The sequence below is a fragment of the Corynebacterium phoceense genome (genome assembly GCF_900092335.1).
In the GTDB taxonomy this organism is placed as follows: domain Bacteria; phylum Actinomycetota; class Actinomycetes; order Mycobacteriales; family Mycobacteriaceae; genus Corynebacterium; species Corynebacterium phoceense.
On record NZ_LT596207.1, the window covers coordinates 200,935 to 217,055 of the forward strand.

Genomic DNA, 16,121 nt, shown 5'->3' on the forward strand with positions numbered 1-16,121 from the left:
CTCTAACTAAAAATCTAAAAGGTGCGGATACACCGCGGGCGCCGGATAACCATTGGTGTGGCCCCGGCGCCCCAGCGTTCTACTCCGCGTCAGTCGCTGACTCAGCCGACTCGGCCGGGTCCGCGATAATCACCATGGCGGTGCGGATGAGCTTCTCGCCCACCCGGTAGCCCTGGCGCAGGACGGTCCCGATGACCTGCTCGGAACCGGAGGAGAGATCCTGGACTGCCTCGTGAATCTCCGGGTCGAATGCGTCGCCCTCCACGCCGAAGGCTTCCACCTTCTGAGCGGTGAGCACGCCCACGAGCTTGTCTGAGATGGACTTGAGCGGGCCATCCTCCAAGTCGCCGTGCTGGCGAGCCAGCGCAAGGTCATCGAGGATGGGCAGGAACTGCCCCAGCACCTGCGCCTTAGCGGTCTCAATGACCTGGGAGCGCTCGCGCTCCGTGCGGCGGCGGTAGTTGGTGTACTCCGCGTTGAGACGCTGCAGGTCCTCGGTGCGCTCGGCGAGCTGCTCCTCGACCGTCGGCTCAGCAGAAGCCTCGGCGTCGGAGGCGGCATCGGCAGCCGCGGCCTCAGCCTCTGCGCCGTCCTCGGTGGCGTCGAGGTCAGCCTCGACGTCGGCGAGGGCCTCTTCGAGGTCGGACTCGAGCGTGGGGTCAAGCTCCTCAGCGGAACCGCTAGCCTGGGCGGCGCGAGCCTCCTCGGCAGCGGACTCGGCGCGGTCGGCCGAGGTAGCCTCGGGGTCGGTGTGCTCCGGGTCGCCGGGGTTGTCCGGCATTCCGTTGTGGTCAGCCATTACTTGTTGTCCTTACCTTCGGTGTCCTCGTCGACAACCTCAGCGTCAACGACGTTGGGGTCTTCGTCAGCTCCTGCCGACGCGCCAGCGTCGGCAGCGGCGGCCTCGGCAGCCTGAGCCTCGTAGATCTGCTTACCCATCTCCTGGGACTCGGTGTTGAGCTTCTCCACGGCGGACTTGATGGCCTCGATGTCCTCGCCCTTGAGGGCCTCGTCGACGGCGTCGGCAGCCTCGGTGACCTTGGTCTTGACGTCCTCAGAAACCTTGTCTGCGTTCTCGTCAAGGAACTTGCGAGTCTGGTAGGAAGCACCCTCAGCCTGGTTGCGGACCTCCTGCTCCTCGCGGCGCTTCTTGTCCTCCTCAGCGTGCTGCTCGGCATCCTTGATCATGCGGTCGATCTCCTCCTGGGAGAGGCCGGAACCATCCTGGATCTTGATGGTGTTTTCCTTGCCAGTGCCCTTGTCCTTCGCGGACACGGAGACGATGCCGTTGGCGTCGATGTCGAAGGTGACCTCAATCTGCGGCACACCGCGCGGGGCCGGAGCGATGCCGCCCAGCTCGAAGGAGCCCAGCAGCTTGTTGGCCGAAGCCATCTCGCGCTCGCCCTGGAAGACCTGGATCTGGACCGACGGCTGGTTGTCCTCAGCCGTGGTGAAGGTCTCGGACTTCTTGGTCGGGATGGTGGTGTTGCGCTCGATGAGCTTGGTCATCACGCCACCCTTGGTCTCGATACCGAGGGACAGCGGGGTGACGTCGAGGAGCAGCACGTCCTTGACCTCGCCGCGCAGAACGCCAGCCTGCAGGGCAGCGCCGACGGCAACGACCTCGTCCGGGTTCACGCCCTTGTTCGGCTCGCGGCCAGTCATCTCCTTGACCAGCTCAGAGACGGCCGGCATACGGGTGGAACCACCCACGAGGACGACGTGGTTGATGTCCGACAGGGACAGGCCAGCGTCCTTGATGACCTGGTTGAACGGCGCCTTAGTGCGGTCGAGCAGGTCCTGGGTGATCTTCTGGAACTCGGTGCGGGACAGGGTCTCGTCGAGGAAGAGCGGGTTCTTGTCCGAGTCGACCGTGATGTACGGCAGGTTGATGGTGGCGGACTGGGAGGAAGACAGCTCAATCTTGGCCTTCTCCGCGGCCTCGCGCAGACGCTGCAGGGCCATCTTGTCCTTGGTCAGGTCAATGCCGTTGGCGTTCTTGAATTTCTCCACCAGCCAGTCGACGATGCGCTGATCCCAGTCGTCACCACCGAGCTGGTTGTCACCGGCGGTAGCCATAACCTCAACAACGCCGTCACCAATCTCCAGCAGGGAGACGTCGAAGGTACCGCCACCAAGGTCGAAGACCAGAATGGTCTGCTCCTGCTCGCCCTTCTCCAGGCCGTAGGCCAGAGCAGCGGCGGTCGGCTCGTTGACGATACGCAGGACGTTGAGGCCCGCAATCTGGCCGGCTTCCTTGGTGGCCTGGCGCTGGGAGTCCTCGAAGTACGCCGGGACGGTAATGACGGCGTCCGTGACGTCCTCACCGAGGTACGCCTCCGCGTCGCGCTTCAACTTCATGAGCGTACGAGCGGAAATCTCCTGCGGGGTGTACTTCTTGCCGTCGATATCCACAGTCCAGTCGGTGCCGATGTGGCGCTTGACGGAGCGGATGGTGCGGTCAACGTTGGTCACAGCCTGGTTCTTGGCAGACTGGCCAACGAGGATTTCGCCGCCGTTCTTCGCGAATGCGACGACGGACGGGGTGGTGCGAGCACCTTCAGAGTTAGCGATAACAGTCGGCTCGCCGCCTTCCAGAACGGAAACGACCGAGTTCGTGGTGCCGAGGTCAATACCTACTGCGCGTCCCATAATGATGTTCTCCTTCTACAGGTTTGTTGTGTATTCATCGTTTCGGGCTGCCCCTTAAGCCTTAAGGGTTGACCCGGCGTGACTCAACTTCGCTGGAGTCCTTGCGCCACTCTAACAGAAGTCCGCGACTCGAAGGTAGAACCTTGAGCGCCCGTCACTCAACCTACACAACGGTACGACTTCCGAAGTTGTTCCCATATGACTCAACTTTCTTTCAAATTTCCCCAAACCCGCAGGTAAAAAGCAAAAAATATTTTTCCACTTGCGCCAAAGAACCCGGTTACCCCCGCCCGCGTGAATGGGTTGACGACGCCCAACGCGAGCGCTATTTTTTCTCATCAAGCGAGATAGATCACGGAACGCACCCAGGTTAGAGGAGCGTCACATGACAGCTCGCGCGGTGCCCGGCATAAAGCCCACGTTGAAACCCCAGGCATAAGGACCCGGTTAAAGCCCGGCTTCAGGCCCCGGCACCTCGTACCTACAAGGGCGCACGCACCCGTGAGGCCCCCTCAAGTGCACCACCACATATTTTCTTCTTCGGACCCGACTCGCCCCGGGCCACGGCACACCAGCCGCGAGCCAGAGGCAGGGACGTGTCTGAGCACCGTGTGTCGTGCTTTCGAGGGTTCGGCCACGGTGAGCATGACTGAGAGGTACTGTCACTATGACCAGCCAGAATTCTTCTGCCCCTGCCTACACCCGCCTGCCGGAATCCGATGATGTCGACGCCGTCGTCGAGGCCGCCGTCACCCGCGCCCACGAATTCCTCAACGCCAGCGCGGACGAGCAAGACAAGGGAACCGAGCAGCTCGCCAGCCTGCTGCGGGATTCCGATGGCGTGAACTTCACCATGGACTTCGTCGACCGCGTCATGCGCCCGGAGGACAACGCCGTGGCCGCCGACGCCCTCAAGGACGTCACTAGCCGCTATGATGCGCGCTTCCTGGGTCTTATCAACGGCACGCTCGTGGGCCTGGGTGGCTTCTTCGGTCCGATCCTCCCGAGCCTCGTCATGCCGCTCGCGCGCCTGCGCATGCGTCAGATGGTGGGCCACCTGGTCCTCGACGCGGAGTCGGACGCGCTGGACAAGATGCTCGACAAGGCCGCGGCGTCCGGCGAGCACTTGAACCTCAACCTGCTCGGCGAAGCCGTCCTCGGCGAGGACGAGGCCCGCTCGCGCGCAGCGCGCACCCTGGCACTCATCCAGAACCCCAAGGTCACGTACGTCTCCGTCAAGGCGTCTTCGATGGTGGCGCAGCTCAATCCTTGGGATATCGATGGCTCGGTTGAGCGCTTGAAGGAGCGTCTGCGTCCGCTCTACGAAGCCGCGGTGGCGCGCAGCCCGCACGTCTTTATCAACCTGGACATGGAGGAATACCACGACCTCCACCTCACCATTCGCCTCTTCAAGGAGCTGCTCAGCGAGCCGGAGTTCCACAACCTCGAGGCCGGCATCGTGCTCCAGGCCTACCTGCCGGATACGTTCGAGGCCCTGGAGGAGCTCGCGGAGTTCGGTGTTGAGCGCGTCGCCAAGGGCGGAGCGCCCATCAAGATCCGCATCGTCAAGGGCGCGAACCTCTCCATGGAGCACGTCCAGGGCGAGATCCACGGGTGGAAGGTCGCCACCTACGAGGACAAGGCGCAGGTCGACGCGAACTACTACCGCCTGCTTGACTACATCGTGCGCCCGCAGTTCGCGGACGCCGTGCGCATCGGCATCGCCACGCACAACCTGTTCACCGCGGGCATGGCCTACGAGCTCGCCACCAAGCGCGGCGTGCTGCGCATGCTCGACTCGGAGATGCTCCAAGGCATGTCCCCGGCACAGCAAGAAGCGGTCCGCACCCGCTTCGAGGGCCGCCAGATTCTCTACACCCCGGTCGTCCACGCCGAGGACTTCGACGTCGCCGTGTCCTACCTCGTGCGCCGCCTCGAGGAAAACTCCGCGTCCCAGAACTTCCTCTACGCGCTCTTCGCGCCGGACCAGAAGCAGGCCCTCGCCGATCAGGAGCAGCATTTCCGGACCGCCGTCGCCGAGCGCTGGGAGACTTTTGCTGGCCCGAAGCGCACCCAAGATCGTGTCGATGAATCGACGAACAAACAAGGACGCCAGGCCCCACGCACCGGCCGCTTTACCAACGAGCCGGACACGGATCCGGCCCTGCATGCCAACCGCCAGTGGGCACAGGAAGCGCTCACCACCAACCCAGGCGAGCACGGCATCGAAGAGGTCACCGATCCCCAGCAGGCTGTCGCCGCCATCGCGACGGCCAAGGCGCTGGCGCCCGAGTGGGGTGCGAAGACCGGCCACGAGCGCGCGGAGGTCCTCGACACCATCGCGGACAAACTGGCGGACCACCGCGGGGACTTCATCTCCGTCGCCGCGTGGGAGGCTAACAAGACGGTGACGCAGACGGACCCGGAGGTCTCCGAGGCCATCGACTTCGCCACCTACTACGCGCAGTCCGCACGCTTGCTTGACGATGCCCGCTCGATCTTTACCCCGAACCAGGTCACCGTCGTCACCCCGCCGTGGAACTTCCCGGTGGCCATTCCGGTGGGCGGCATACTCTCCGCGCTCGCAGCGGGCTCGGCCGTCATCATCAAGCCGGCGCCGCAGGTCGTCCACTGCGCCAAGGTCGCGGTCAGCGCCATCCACGAAGGCCTGCGCGAGCACGGCCTCGATACCAGCCTGGTCCAGCTTGTCCTCACCGACGAAGGCGAGGCTGGCAAGGCACTCATCTCCCACGAGGACGTCGACGCCGTCATCCTCACCGGCGCCTCGGACACCGGCGCGCTTTTCCGCTCCTGGCGCCCGGAGATGAACCTCATGGCGGAGACCTCCGGCAAGAATGCGCTCATCATCACCCCGGCCGCGGACCCGGACCTGGCCATCGCGGATCTCTACAACTCGGCGTTCGGCCACTCCGGTCAGAAGTGCTCCGCCGCCTCCCTCGTCATCTTCGTCGGCGCCGCAGGCACCTCGCAGCGCCTGCGCACGCAGCTTATCGATGCCGCCAAGACCCTTAAGGTCGGCCCCGGCCACGACATCACCACGACGATGAACGGTCTCGCCGAAGCTCCCGGTGAGAAGCTCCTGCGCGGCCTCACCCAGCTGGAGCCGGGCGAGACGTGGCTGCTCAAGCCAGAAAAGCTCAACGAGGAGGGCACCCTGTGGTCCCCGGGCATTCGCGATAACGTGCAGCCAGGTTCCTGGTACCACCTGAACGAGTGCTTCGGTCCAGTGCTCGGCATCATGCATGCAGACACCCTCGAGCAGGCCATCGCGTGGCAGAACGCCACTGGTTACGGGCTCACCGGCGGCATCCACTCGCTCGACGACAAGGAGATCGAGTACTGGATGGACCACGTCGAGGTGGGCAACGCCTACGTCAACCGCGGGATTACCGGCGCCATCGTCCAGCGCCAGTCCTTCGGCGGTTGGAAGAAGTCCGTCATGGGTCCGGGTGCCAAGGCCGGCGGCCCCAACTACGTCCCGCAGATGGGCACGTGGTCCGACGGCGAGCTCCGCGTCCACGACGTCGACATTCAGGCCCCGGTCAAGGCCCTGCTCGCCCAGCTTCCCGATGCCCTCAGTGAGGAGGACATCGCCTGGCTGTGGCGTGCCGCCGAACTCGACCAGCTCGCGTGGCAGGAGGAATTCGGCCGCGAACACGACCGCGCAGGTCTCGTCTCCGAAGCCAATATCTTCCGCTACCGCCCAGTGCTCGAGCCGCTGCGCATCCGCATCGGCTACGGCTACGCGTTGCGTGACGTCGTCCGCCATGCCCTCGCTGGCGCCCTCCTCCGAGCCGAGTTCGACGGAGTCCACTTCGGCAACGTGGAGCCGCGTTTCTCCGCGACGCCGGAGATTGCAGCCGAGCTGGCGGAACGGGGCATCGGCAAGCTGGGCGTCACGGTCGCTGCACAGTCGGACGAAGATTTTGCCCGCGAGCTGGCCCACACGCCGTCTGCACGCATGCGTGCCCTCGGCGCCGTCGCGGACTCGGCACGCACGGCCGCGGTGGAGTCCAATTCGGTCATCCTCGACCAGCCGGTGCTTGCCGATGGCCGCCGCGAGCTCCTGCCTTACCTCCTTGAGCAGGCAGTTTCGGTGACCATGCACCGCTTCGGTATCATCCGCTCGGTCGCTGGCATCGCGCGTTAAGCGCGCCTGCGGCGTGCCATAGACGCACGCTGTCATGCCCCAACTTTCTGCCCTTTGTGCAGGAAGTTGGGGCTTTTGTGGCAATATGGGACGGGTGAGTTCAGACAATTCCCAAGAAAATACCTCCACACAGGCACACGGCACCGCCGTGCCGCAGGCAGCCACGGGTAGCCAGGCAAAGATTGCGCAGCCACTCGTCGCTTCCGACGCCGAAGGCATTGGCGCCGATGTGCCCGATGCCCTCGCGCACGACCGCAAGACCGCCGTCATCCACCGCGACTTCAAGTCGATGGCGTCGTTCTCGTGGCGATTCATTGTCATCGTCGCGGCCATCGCGCTCATCGGCTACGTGCTCAAGTTCGTGTGGGCAGGCCTGCTTCCCGTTATCCTCGCAATTCTGGTCTCCACGGTGCTCTACCCCGTCACCGCCTTTATGCGTACGAAATGGCGCTTCCCGGGTGCGCTCGCCGCGGCGACAACGCTGGTGGGCTTCTTCGTCATCGTCAGTGGCATCTTCGTCGCCATGGCACCGACCGTCAAGGAACAGAGCGGCCAGCTCTTCTCGCAGGCCGAAGAGGGCATTAACAAACTCGTCGGCATGACGGACCAACTGCCCTTCAACGTCGACCAGGCACAGATCCAGTCCGTGGTCGATGACGTCACGAACCTCATTAAGAACCAGGCCTCCAACATCGCTGGCGGCGTGCTCTCTGGCGTGTCCACGGTGAGCTCCATCGTGGTCAACCTCGTCATCATGCTCTTCCTCACCTTCTTCTTCATCAAGGAAGGCGAGAAGTTCCTGCCCTGGCTGCGCAAGTACGTGGGCCACTCCACTGGCTGGCACATCACGGAGCTGTCCAACCGCATCTGGAAGACGCTGTCCGGCTTCATCCAGGCCCAGGCCACCGTCGCCTTCGTCGACGCCGTCCTCATTGGCGCCGGCCTGTGGATCATGGGCGTGCCGCTGGCCTTCGTCATCGGCGTCGTCACGTTCTTCGCCAGCTTCATCCCTGTTATCGGTGCCGTGACCGCCGGCGTCCTCGCCGTCGCCATCGCGCTCGTTTCGCAGGGCTTCACCAGCGCGATTATCGCGCTCATCATCGTCGTCGCCGTCCAGCAGATTGAGGGCAACGTCCTCCAGCCGCTGCTGCAGTCCAAGGCCATGGGCCTGCATGCGGCCATCATCCTGCTCTCCGTGACGGTGGGCTCCGCCCTCGCTGGCATCATCGGCGCGTTCCTTGCTGTGCCCGTCGCCGCGACCATCGGCGTCATCTTCCGCTACAACGCGCTCGTGACCTCCATCCGCTCCGGCGAGGTCGATCCCGCTTCAGCTGAGATCGTCACCGGCGCGCCCAAGCCCGATAAGAAATCGAAGAAGAAGGACGCCACCAAGGCCGAAGATTCCGTCGCTTCCGAGCAGGCTGCCGACGACAACGCCACCGACTCCAGCCCCGACATGGACGCCGCCCGCGACATCGAGCGCCTCGCGCCCGACTCCCCGCGCGCCAAGGTGCGTGAGCTCTACCTCGCGATGGCGCCGAGCGCCAGCTAAACAGCCCACTGCCCAACCTCCCGCTCCACTTGTCGGCGCGGGAGGTTTCAGCGTTTTACGCCGCTCGCATTCATTCCTCGCCCACAGACAGCACGAACGCCAAAAAGCAGTTTGACCTCCATGAATCTCTTGAGGAGGCATTCATGTCGACACCCCCTGGCATGCTGTGGTCACTCGATTACCGCACCACGCTCAAGGAGCCTCGCTATGAAACCGCTTACCATCATTCGTCTCAGCGTCCCCCTCGTGATCGCCGCGCCTTTCACGTGGAACGCCGCCCAGCGTCGCTACCGCTGCAGCCGCGCCGTCCCACTCGCCGCACCCCGCGCCCGCAGTCCCCACAACACAGGCCCGCGCGAGCTCAATCTCGATGACGCCAAGCAAGCCATCGCCACGGCGTTAACCACCACAGCGTCTCCCTCCCGTGTCACCGTCACCAGCGCGAGCCCCGCCGCTCACGCGGCATACACGCAGGCTGGGTTCACGCTGCCCGCCATCAACGCCATGTTGACCACCGCAGATTCGTTCCCTGGACACAACGGACGTCTCTGTTTCCGCACGGCTGCGCACTTCCTCGTCGTCGACCCCGCCGACGGTGTCCTCGTCGCCTTCGCACCGAAGAAAGATACCTACAAAAAGAAGGCGAACCAGCACCGTCCTGCCCCTCGCACGTCCGGTACGCGCCGTCAGCCGACGCGCCCCCTGCGCCACCGCGCCAAGCCTGTAACGCTCCCGCTTCCCACGGCGCGCAAGGATTTCATCGACCTACTCGAAGACCGCGGCTTCATCATCACCCCAGGCCGAAAGCACACCAAGGTGATACACCCCGCACATCCCGGCAAGCTGAACACTATCCCCTCCACCGCCTCTGATTATCGGTGGATCGCCAACGCCGTGCGCGATATCAGGCACAACTTCGGCATTGACCTGCGGCGGGCTACTGGGGAAGACGCCTGGGCGCCAATGACCACTAGTGGGCTGCGATGAATCCCGACTTCACGCATGCCTCATGCAGCTCGTGCGCCGCGCGCGGTAGAGCGTCATCCCACTTGCCCACGCTCGACTCATTAGCTGGATCCGAGACCTGCTTGAGCAGCGTCACCGGCACGCCGAAGCGCTGACAGACCGCCGCGATGGCGTAACCCTCCATGTCGCATAGACCCGAGTCCTGCGCCAGACGCTCACGGGTGTGCGTATCTGAAACGAACATGTCACCCGTCGCCAACCCCTGGACCGGATGGTTGCCGGAAACGGGAATCTCGATGACCTTGGGCAGCAGGTAGCGGTCAATATCGGTGAGCATTTCCAGCTTGAAGTCGTGCTTGGTCACGCGGTCAATCTCGTAGACGCCATCCAGCCCGTCGCGCAGCGCGCCGACCGTGCCAATATTGACCACCCGGCGCGGCAGCGTGCCCTCCTCGCGCGCCACCGTGAGATACTCCGTCAGCGCCATCGCCGCCGGAAGCGTGCCAATACCCGTCACCAACAGCGGAGTGCCCTCCGGCAAGGCCGCGGCTTCCTTGTCTACAGCGGCGACGAACAGAATAGTTGCGGAGTGATTATCTAATTCTTCAATGGCGCTCATGCTCTGAGAGCTTACCGCGGTTCGTATTCCGAAACCGTCGTCACCACGTAGCACAGTCATACTGGTAACTGGGTTAGCTTGTATTAGTGCTTACTCCTGCTACCTTCGAAACGCCCGCCGCGTGACGCGCGTACTGAGGTTTCTCCACCCTCAGGGCCAAGATAGTCATTACCCCATGAGTCTTCTGCAAAAATTGGATACTCTTCACGCCAGCTCTTGCGCCTTCGCGGGGCGTAAGCCCGTTCGTAGCTCTTCGAACGGTTCTGACGCTTCTTACGCTTCGATGTCGTCGACGAACCGTGATGTATCGAGCCAGAGTTATCTGTTTTGCCTGCATCTGAGACATCCAACAAATATGGCAGCGCAGCCGCAGGTACGCGTCCTGATGCAATGTCCTGTTTAGATACCCGCGGGTGGTTTTTACGACGCTTGTTCGATCGGGAAGTTGCTTTTCCTCCCTTTGGATTCGATTGACCGACTACGCGCCCTGCTTTATCAATCGTTTTCATTGTTTGAGGTCGTGCAAGGAGCACCACCTTCCTGCGACTGGAACACAGTGTTTTACTGTCGTTCAACTGAAAATGCGTCTGCAAAGACTTTGAATTCGGGAAGTACTGTACTGAACGCCCACATACCGGGCACCGATAAAGGCCATTCTCAAACTTGGCCGTAACGATAAGAGGACTCGACATTCCAAAATCATACGAATTTCGCTCCCCTGTCCGCAGAACTTTCCGCGTACTACTCCCAAATTTAACGCCTCTTCACTACAACCTTCCCACCCCTTCGAACGGGGGAGGCACGAGCCGAATGGACACCACAGCAAAATGGCCTCTGCCGGCGCCGATGCAACTGCCCTAAAACCTTGAGTCATCTACGCAGGCCACGCGCGCATTTAAGGACAAAGGTCCGGTACATTGTGGAGAAGTAGTCCTGTGTGAACGCCTGGAGGAACAACGTGAAGAAGCGCATCGAAGTCACCGCCGCCGTCTTGGTCCGAGACGGCAAGGTTCTTGGAGCCCGGCGCGGCGAGCAGATGTCTTTGGCGGGTTTCTGGGAGTTCCCCGGTGGAAAGATCGAGCCGGGCGAGACACCGGAACAGGCACTGCACCGCGAGCTCAAAGAGGAACTCCTCATCGACGCCCAGGTTGGCGATCACCTCGTCACCACGGAGCACGAATACGGCTTCGGCATCGTCGTTCTTGCATCGTTCCTGTGCCGACTGCAAGAGGGCGAACCGAAGCTCACCGAGCACGCTGAGATCCGCTGGTTCGCGCCGGAAGATCTGTTGTCCGTCGAGTGGGCGCCAGCTGACGTCGAGGCCGTCGAGCTCGTTCTGGCCCGCATGCAGCAGCCTTAAGCCGAACGGCCCTGGAAACACCTACAGACCAGCACGCCATGGATAACCGCACTCTCCTCGACGACGTCCGCTTCGGATTTGTCGATCGCCACACACCCGCCGAGAAGATCCTCAACCCGCGGCTCATCAGCAATGAAAAACCGGACACCATGCACCGCGCGATCCGCGATGAGCTGCGCCGCGCTGAATCGTTTACCTTCTCCGTTGCGTTTATCTCGGCGAGCGCGCTGGCGCTCCTCAAAGAGGACCTTCTCGAGTTCGTGGCGCGCGGCGGTCGCGGCGAGATCATCACGTCGAACTACCTCGACTTCAACGAGCCGACCATGTTCCGCGAGCTGCTGGGGCTCGAGGGCATCACCGCCTACGTCCACGACGATGAGCACGGCGGCTTCCATCCCAAGGGTTACGTCTTCCACGACCCCGGCGAGGTCACCACTATCGTGGGCAGCGCCAACCTCACTCCTCATGCGCTCATTCACAATCGCGAGTGGAACCTGAAGTTCTCGACGAGCTATGACGGCGATATCGCGCTTCAGCTTGAGGATGCCGTTCGTCTTCAGCGCACGCGGGGGACGCTGCTCACCGAAGAGTGGATTGCACGCTACGAGCAGACGCGGCGCAACCGCGTGCTCATCGTGCCCGATGCGGCGCCGAACGCTGGCCACATCGTCGCCAACGCCATGCAACGCGAGGCGCTCGACGGCATCGGAAAGCTGCGGCAGGCTGGCGAGAAGAAGGCGCTCATCATCTCCGCGACGGGCACGGGCAAGACCATCCTCGCCGCACTTGCGGTCAAGGAGATGGACCCGCGCCGCGTGCTTTTCATTGCTCACCGAGGCGAGATTCTCTCCAAGTCCCGCTCCGAATTCCAGCGCGTGCTGGGCGGTGCCGACAACGACTACGGCCTGCTCGTCGGCGGCCATAACGACGCCGACGCGCGCTATGTGTTCGCCTCCGTGCAGTCCCTCAACAGCCGGGATGCCTATCGCCAGTTCGCTCCCGATGCCTTCGACGTCATCGTTGTCGACGAAGTCCACCGCGGCGCCGCGGCCAGCTACCGCACACTCATCGACTACTTCCGGCCGGGTTTCCTCCTCGGACTCACCGCGACGCCCGAGCGCACCGACGGCGGCAACATCTTTGAGCTCTTCGACTACAACGTGCCGTACGAGATTCGCCTCCAAGCCGCACTCGATAACGACATGTTGGCGCCGTTCCACTATTACGGCGTCACCGATTATGAGACCGAGGACGGCGAACTCATCGAGAATACGACGCAACTGTCCCGCCTCGTCTCCCACGAACGGCTCGCCCACATTCTACGCACGCTCGAGACCTACGGGCATGCCGAAAATGTCCGTGGCCTCATCTTTTGCTCCCGCATCGAAGAAGCGGTGGAGCTCAGCAATGGGCTCAACCAATCAAAAATCAACGGCCGTCCACTCACAACCGTCGCTCTTTCCGGCAACGACAGTCCCGAGGTTCGCGACGCCGCGCTCCGTCGGCTCAACGCGGGCGAGCTCGACTACATCCTGACCGTCGATATCTTTAACGAGGGCGTGGATATCCCCTCGGTCAACCAAGTCGTCATGATGCGCAACACGCAGTCGTCCATCATCTTCACCCAGCAGCTCGGCCGCGGCCTGCGCAAGGCTGCCGGCAAAGACCACCTGCGCGTCATCGACTTCATCGGTAATTACACGAATAACTACCTCATTCCCGTCGCCCTCTTTGGCGACAACAGCCGCAACAAGGACTCCATCCGCAAGAAGATCATCGACGCCGGCGAGGACAACACCATCTCCGGCGTCTCCAGCGTCAACTTCACGAAGGTCGCCCGCCAGCGCATCTTCGCCTCGCTCGCCGTAGCGCGCATTGACGGCGTCGCCGAGTTCAAGAAAGACATCGCCGCCCTCCAGTCGCGTCTCGGCCGCGTGCCGCGGCTCATCGACTTCGCCCGCTTCGACACCGCGGACCCCTACGTCCTCGCCACGCGCCGCACGGATCATTATTGGGATTTGCTCGTCAAGGCCAAGCTTGCCGATGCCCCCTCGCCCCGCGCGTCAGAATTCCTCAAGTTCCTCTCCCGCGAGCTGCTCCATGGCAAAGCCCCGCAAGAGCTCCTGCTCCTCCAACGCTTGCTCGCACACGGCCCCTGCTCCGTCGCCGAGTTCACACACATCCTCGAAGCCCACCACGCCGCGCACTCCCCCGCTGATCTCAGCGTGGTCGAGCGCGTTCTTTCCCTCGAGTTCTTCACGGAGGGGGCCTACAAGTTGGAGGGCGTCGTCGCTCTTGCCGACGGTATCTATCGTCTCGAACCCACTTTTGCCGAGACCTACCGCGGCAATCTCGAGTTCCGCACTCACGTCGACGACGTCATCGAGACCGGGCTCTTCCTCTCCCGGGAGCGCGGCTTTACCGGCGGCGAGCTCAAGGTGGGCAACAAGTACTCGCGCAAGGACGTCTCGCGACTACTGCGTCTCGAGTCCAACCAGGAGGGCACGCTCAACGGCTACAAGGTCGACAAGTACTCCGCGACTATTCCCATTTTCGTCAACTATCACAAGGCCGAAGACGTCGACGCTTCCATCGCCTACGAGGATAAGTTTCTCGACACCGGCACCATGAAGTGGTTTACGCGCTCCAACCGCACGCTCCGCAGCGGCGAGGTCCGCGACATCCTCGCTGACGAACTGCCCATTCACCTCTTCGTGCGCCGCGACGACACCGAGGGACGTGACTTCTACTATCTCGGTCTCGTTCACCCCAGTCAGCCCGAGCAGACCACCATGCCCCAAACCGGCCAGCCCGTGGTGACCATGCACCTCACTCTCGAGCAGCCCCTCACCGAGGAATTCCTGGGCTACCTCCAGTCGAAGTCCTAAATTTCGCGCCATCACAGGCAAGTGGAACGCCGAACCGTTCGGATCCTGGGTGTTAAATCGTTCAATCACAGGGTGTTAAAACGTTCAATTAAAGAGTGTTGAAACGTTCAAAGTCAGGGTGTTAGAACGTTCAATCTTCCTGCGCGAGAGCTTCTGGCGCACCAAAATAATGGGGATTGCCGATTTTCTGAGCTGCGGGAACGATCATGACCTCGACTGCGGCGGAGGGACGGGGAGCAAAGGTGAGCGAGAGGGCTCTTCCGGTTTTAGAGTGCATTGATTTTGTGTCGGATGTTGGCGGCGTGAATCAGGCACCGCAATATGTAGTGGTCGAGGTTGCGGAATCCCAGGGCGATGCCGCGTAGGAATTCCAACCGACCGTTAATCGCTTCGACAGGTCCGTTGGATACTCCGTGGTCGAAGTAGGCGAGGATGTCCTTGCGGCGTTTGTTCATGGTCCTGCCTAGCTGCGCGATCTCAGCGATCCCGGCGTCTTTGATGTCAACAAGCGTGTCAATGAGCGTGCTCATGGCTTTCTTGGCTGCTTGCTTGTTGGGATTGTTGTAGCAGCTTATGACTTGTTGGTAGTAGGTCCAGGTCTCTTGTAGCGGCGCGTAGTCGTCGTCGAAGTCAAACAGTTCCTCAAGCCTCCCGCGCTGCTTGTCGGTGAGCAAGCCCTCGGTGGTCAACAGAGTTTTCCGGTTGCGGTAGAGCGGGTCTTTGCTGCGGCCACGTCGGCCTGTTGTTTCTAACTGGAGCCTGGCGCGGCACTTGGTGAGCTTGTCACCGGCCAGGCGTACAACGTGGAACGGGTCCATGACTTGGGTGGCGTTGGGAATGACTTCGCCAGCGGCGGTGGCATAGCCTTGGAAGCCGTCCATGCTGATGATCTTGACCTGATCGCGGAACTGCTCGCTGTGATTATTCAGCCATGTTCGTAACGCGTCAGCGCTTCTGCCTGGGACAACGTCAAGAAGCCGAGCGGGGCGGATGACGTTTCCATCCTTGTCGTGGTGGTCGGTCATATCAACGATGACGGTGACGTATCCGTCGCGCCATGTGCGTCGGTTGTGCGACCAGCGATGCTCATCAACACCGATGACCTTGACCCCGTCGAGGTAGTGCTCGTCGTTGTAGATCAAGTCCTGGACAGCGGCTAAGGCCAAGGCGTTGGTGGTATCCCACCCCAGGCCTAATGACTTGGCTGCAGCGGCAACGCTCATCCGATCTAGGCAGAGTCGTTGCAGTATCCAGCGGGTCACCCTGTCCGTGGTCTTTGAATTGTCGGGCGCGCAGGTAAGGCCCGCGCGGAAGATCTTCTGCAAGCAGCGCTTGTTGGTGCACCGGTAGCGTGGAAGGCGCACATGAAGGCGTGTTGGGTGGCCGACGATGGGCAGATCGACCAGGCTGCGGATGACGTGGTCGCGGAATACTCCAGGCTGACCGCACGTGGGGCATTCATTGATGGGCTCGACGGGCTCGGCTTCGATGACGGTGACATCGCCGTGTTCTGCGGCCCCGGTGATAGTAACTCCTAGTTCTGCGGTGCGGCAGATGGTATCGACGATGACATTTCCGTTAGGCTGCACAGTAGGTCCTTGGTTTGTACGGATGGATTAGACACCCTTATTCCTACAAAGCCAAGGACCCCAATATCTTGTGCCACGCCCGAACCCCCGGCGAACTAATCAATGCACTCTAAAACCGGAAGAGCCAGCGAGAGGGCATCGGCAAGCTCGGCGTACGTCGCGGTCATGCCCGCCTCGGTGGAATACGGCGCGCGGTGGGCGAGACAGCCCAGACTTCCCGGCCGGAAGTGCCCCGGCGCGAAGTCCACGTGCATAGACCGAATTTTTAAGCTCAAGGCTCGACAAAGGCTGAGGACGCAGGGCACTACTTCCACGTCTTTCTCC

The 16,121-nt window shown here is 62.3% G+C and carries 11 protein-coding genes; 5 read left to right on the forward strand and 6 right to left on the reverse strand.

Annotated elements, in window-relative coordinates; all coding sequences use genetic code 11:
- Positions 1-79: 79 nt before the first annotated feature.
- Both grpE and dnaK read right to left on the reverse strand, forming a co-directional pair.
- Positions 80-799 carry a nucleotide exchange factor GrpE gene (gene grpE, locus BN9444_RS00990; RefSeq protein WP_066511996.1) on the reverse strand — a complete coding sequence of 240 codons (720 nt, stop codon included), beginning with the start codon at positions 797-799 and terminating at the stop codon, positions 80-82.
- On the reverse strand, positions 799-2,652 hold the full coding sequence (dnaK, locus tag BN9444_RS00995) for a molecular chaperone DnaK (protein ID WP_066488835.1): 1,854 nt from the start codon (positions 2,650-2,652) through the stop codon (positions 799-801). Before dnaK ends, grpE begins: the two co-directional genes overlap by 1 nt.
- A gap of 667 nt (positions 2,653-3,319) precedes the next feature.
- Between dnaK and BN9444_RS01000 the strand changes: the two genes are divergently transcribed.
- The 3 genes from BN9444_RS01000 to BN9444_RS01010 all read left to right on the forward strand — a co-directional run bounded on the left by BN9444_RS01000 (position 3,320) and on the right by BN9444_RS01010 (position 9,362).
- Positions 3,320-6,823 (forward strand): bifunctional proline dehydrogenase/L-glutamate gamma-semialdehyde dehydrogenase, encoded by a 3,504-nt coding sequence (locus BN9444_RS01000; protein WP_068801274.1) that lies wholly within the window; start codon positions 3,320-3,322, stop codon positions 6,821-6,823.
- A gap of 85 nt (positions 6,824-6,908) precedes the next feature.
- Positions 6,909-8,375, forward strand: coding sequence for an AI-2E family transporter (locus BN9444_RS01005; protein WP_068801275.1), 1,467 nt, complete (start codon positions 6,909-6,911; stop codon positions 8,373-8,375).
- A gap of 207 nt (positions 8,376-8,582) precedes the next feature.
- Positions 8,583-9,362, forward strand: coding sequence for a hypothetical protein (locus BN9444_RS01010; RefSeq protein WP_068801276.1), 780 nt, complete (start codon positions 8,583-8,585; stop codon positions 9,360-9,362).
- Here BN9444_RS01010 and BN9444_RS01015 read toward each other — a convergent pair.
- On the reverse strand, positions 9,346-9,960 hold the full coding sequence (locus BN9444_RS01015; protein WP_068801277.1) for a nucleosidase: 615 nt from the start codon (positions 9,958-9,960) through the stop codon (positions 9,346-9,348). The genes BN9444_RS01010 and BN9444_RS01015 overlap by 17 nt on opposite strands.
- An 83-nt stretch (positions 9,961-10,043) precedes the next feature.
- The gene (locus BN9444_RS14955) at positions 10,044-10,469 is read right to left on the reverse strand and encodes a hypothetical protein (RefSeq protein WP_141681449.1); all 426 of its coding nucleotides are present in this window, start codon (positions 10,467-10,469) and stop codon (positions 10,044-10,046) included.
- Between the two features lie 449 nt (positions 10,470-10,918).
- On the opposite strand from BN9444_RS14955, the gene BN9444_RS01020 reads away from it, so the two are divergent.
- Together BN9444_RS01020 and BN9444_RS01025 are read left to right on the forward strand one after the other, a co-directional pair.
- On the forward strand, positions 10,919-11,320 hold the full coding sequence (locus tag BN9444_RS01020; RefSeq protein ID WP_068801278.1) for a (deoxy)nucleoside triphosphate pyrophosphohydrolase: 402 nt from the start codon (positions 10,919-10,921) through the stop codon (positions 11,318-11,320).
- A gap of 38 nt (positions 11,321-11,358) precedes the next feature.
- The gene (locus BN9444_RS01025) at positions 11,359-14,208 is read left to right on the forward strand and encodes a DEAD/DEAH box helicase (RefSeq protein WP_068801279.1); all 2,850 of its coding nucleotides are present in this window, start codon (positions 11,359-11,361) and stop codon (positions 14,206-14,208) included.
- 266 nt (positions 14,209-14,474) lie between these two features.
- Here the strand turns inward: BN9444_RS01025 and BN9444_RS01030 are convergent, their stop codons facing one another.
- Positions 14,475-15,797, reverse strand: a complete 1,323-nt coding sequence (locus BN9444_RS01030; protein ID WP_066509688.1) for an ISL3 family transposase — start codon at positions 15,795-15,797, stop codon at positions 14,475-14,477.
- A 95-nt stretch (positions 15,798-15,892) separates the two neighbouring features.
- Positions 15,893-16,051, reverse strand: coding sequence for a hypothetical protein (locus BN9444_RS14435; RefSeq protein WP_154666876.1), 159 nt, complete (start codon positions 16,049-16,051; stop codon positions 15,893-15,895).
- Positions 16,052-16,121 lie beyond the last annotated feature (70 nt).

Excerpts from the sequence above, each read along its gene's own strand:
- BN9444_RS01025 (WP_068801279.1), top strand. The coding sequence starts at position 11,359 with ATGGATAACCGCACTCTCCTCGACGACGTCCGCTTCGGATTTGTCGAT.
- BN9444_RS01000 (WP_068801274.1), top strand. The coding sequence starts at position 3,320 with ATGACCAGCCAGAATTCTTCTGCCCCTGCCTACACCCGCCTGCCGGAA.
- dnaK (WP_066488835.1), bottom strand. The coding sequence starts at position 2,652 with ATGGGACGCGCAGTAGGTATTGACCTCGGCACCACGAACTCGGTCGTT.
- BN9444_RS01005 (WP_068801275.1), top strand. The coding sequence starts at position 6,909 with ATGGGACGGGTGAGTTCAGACAATTCCCAAGAAAATACCTCCACACAG.
- BN9444_RS01015 (WP_068801277.1), bottom strand. The coding sequence starts at position 9,960 with ATGAGCGCCATTGAAGAATTAGATAATCACTCCGCAACTATTCTGTTC.
- BN9444_RS14435 (WP_154666876.1), bottom strand. The coding sequence starts at position 16,051 with ATGCACGTGGACTTCGCGCCGGGGCACTTCCGGCCGGGAAGTCTGGGC.
- grpE (WP_066511996.1), bottom strand. The coding sequence starts at position 799 with ATGGCTGACCACAACGGAATGCCGGACAACCCCGGCGACCCGGAGCAC.
- BN9444_RS01010 (WP_068801276.1), top strand. The coding sequence starts at position 8,583 with ATGAAACCGCTTACCATCATTCGTCTCAGCGTCCCCCTCGTGATCGCC.
- BN9444_RS14955 (WP_141681449.1), bottom strand. The coding sequence starts at position 10,469 with ATGAAAACGATTGATAAAGCAGGGCGCGTAGTCGGTCAATCGAATCCA.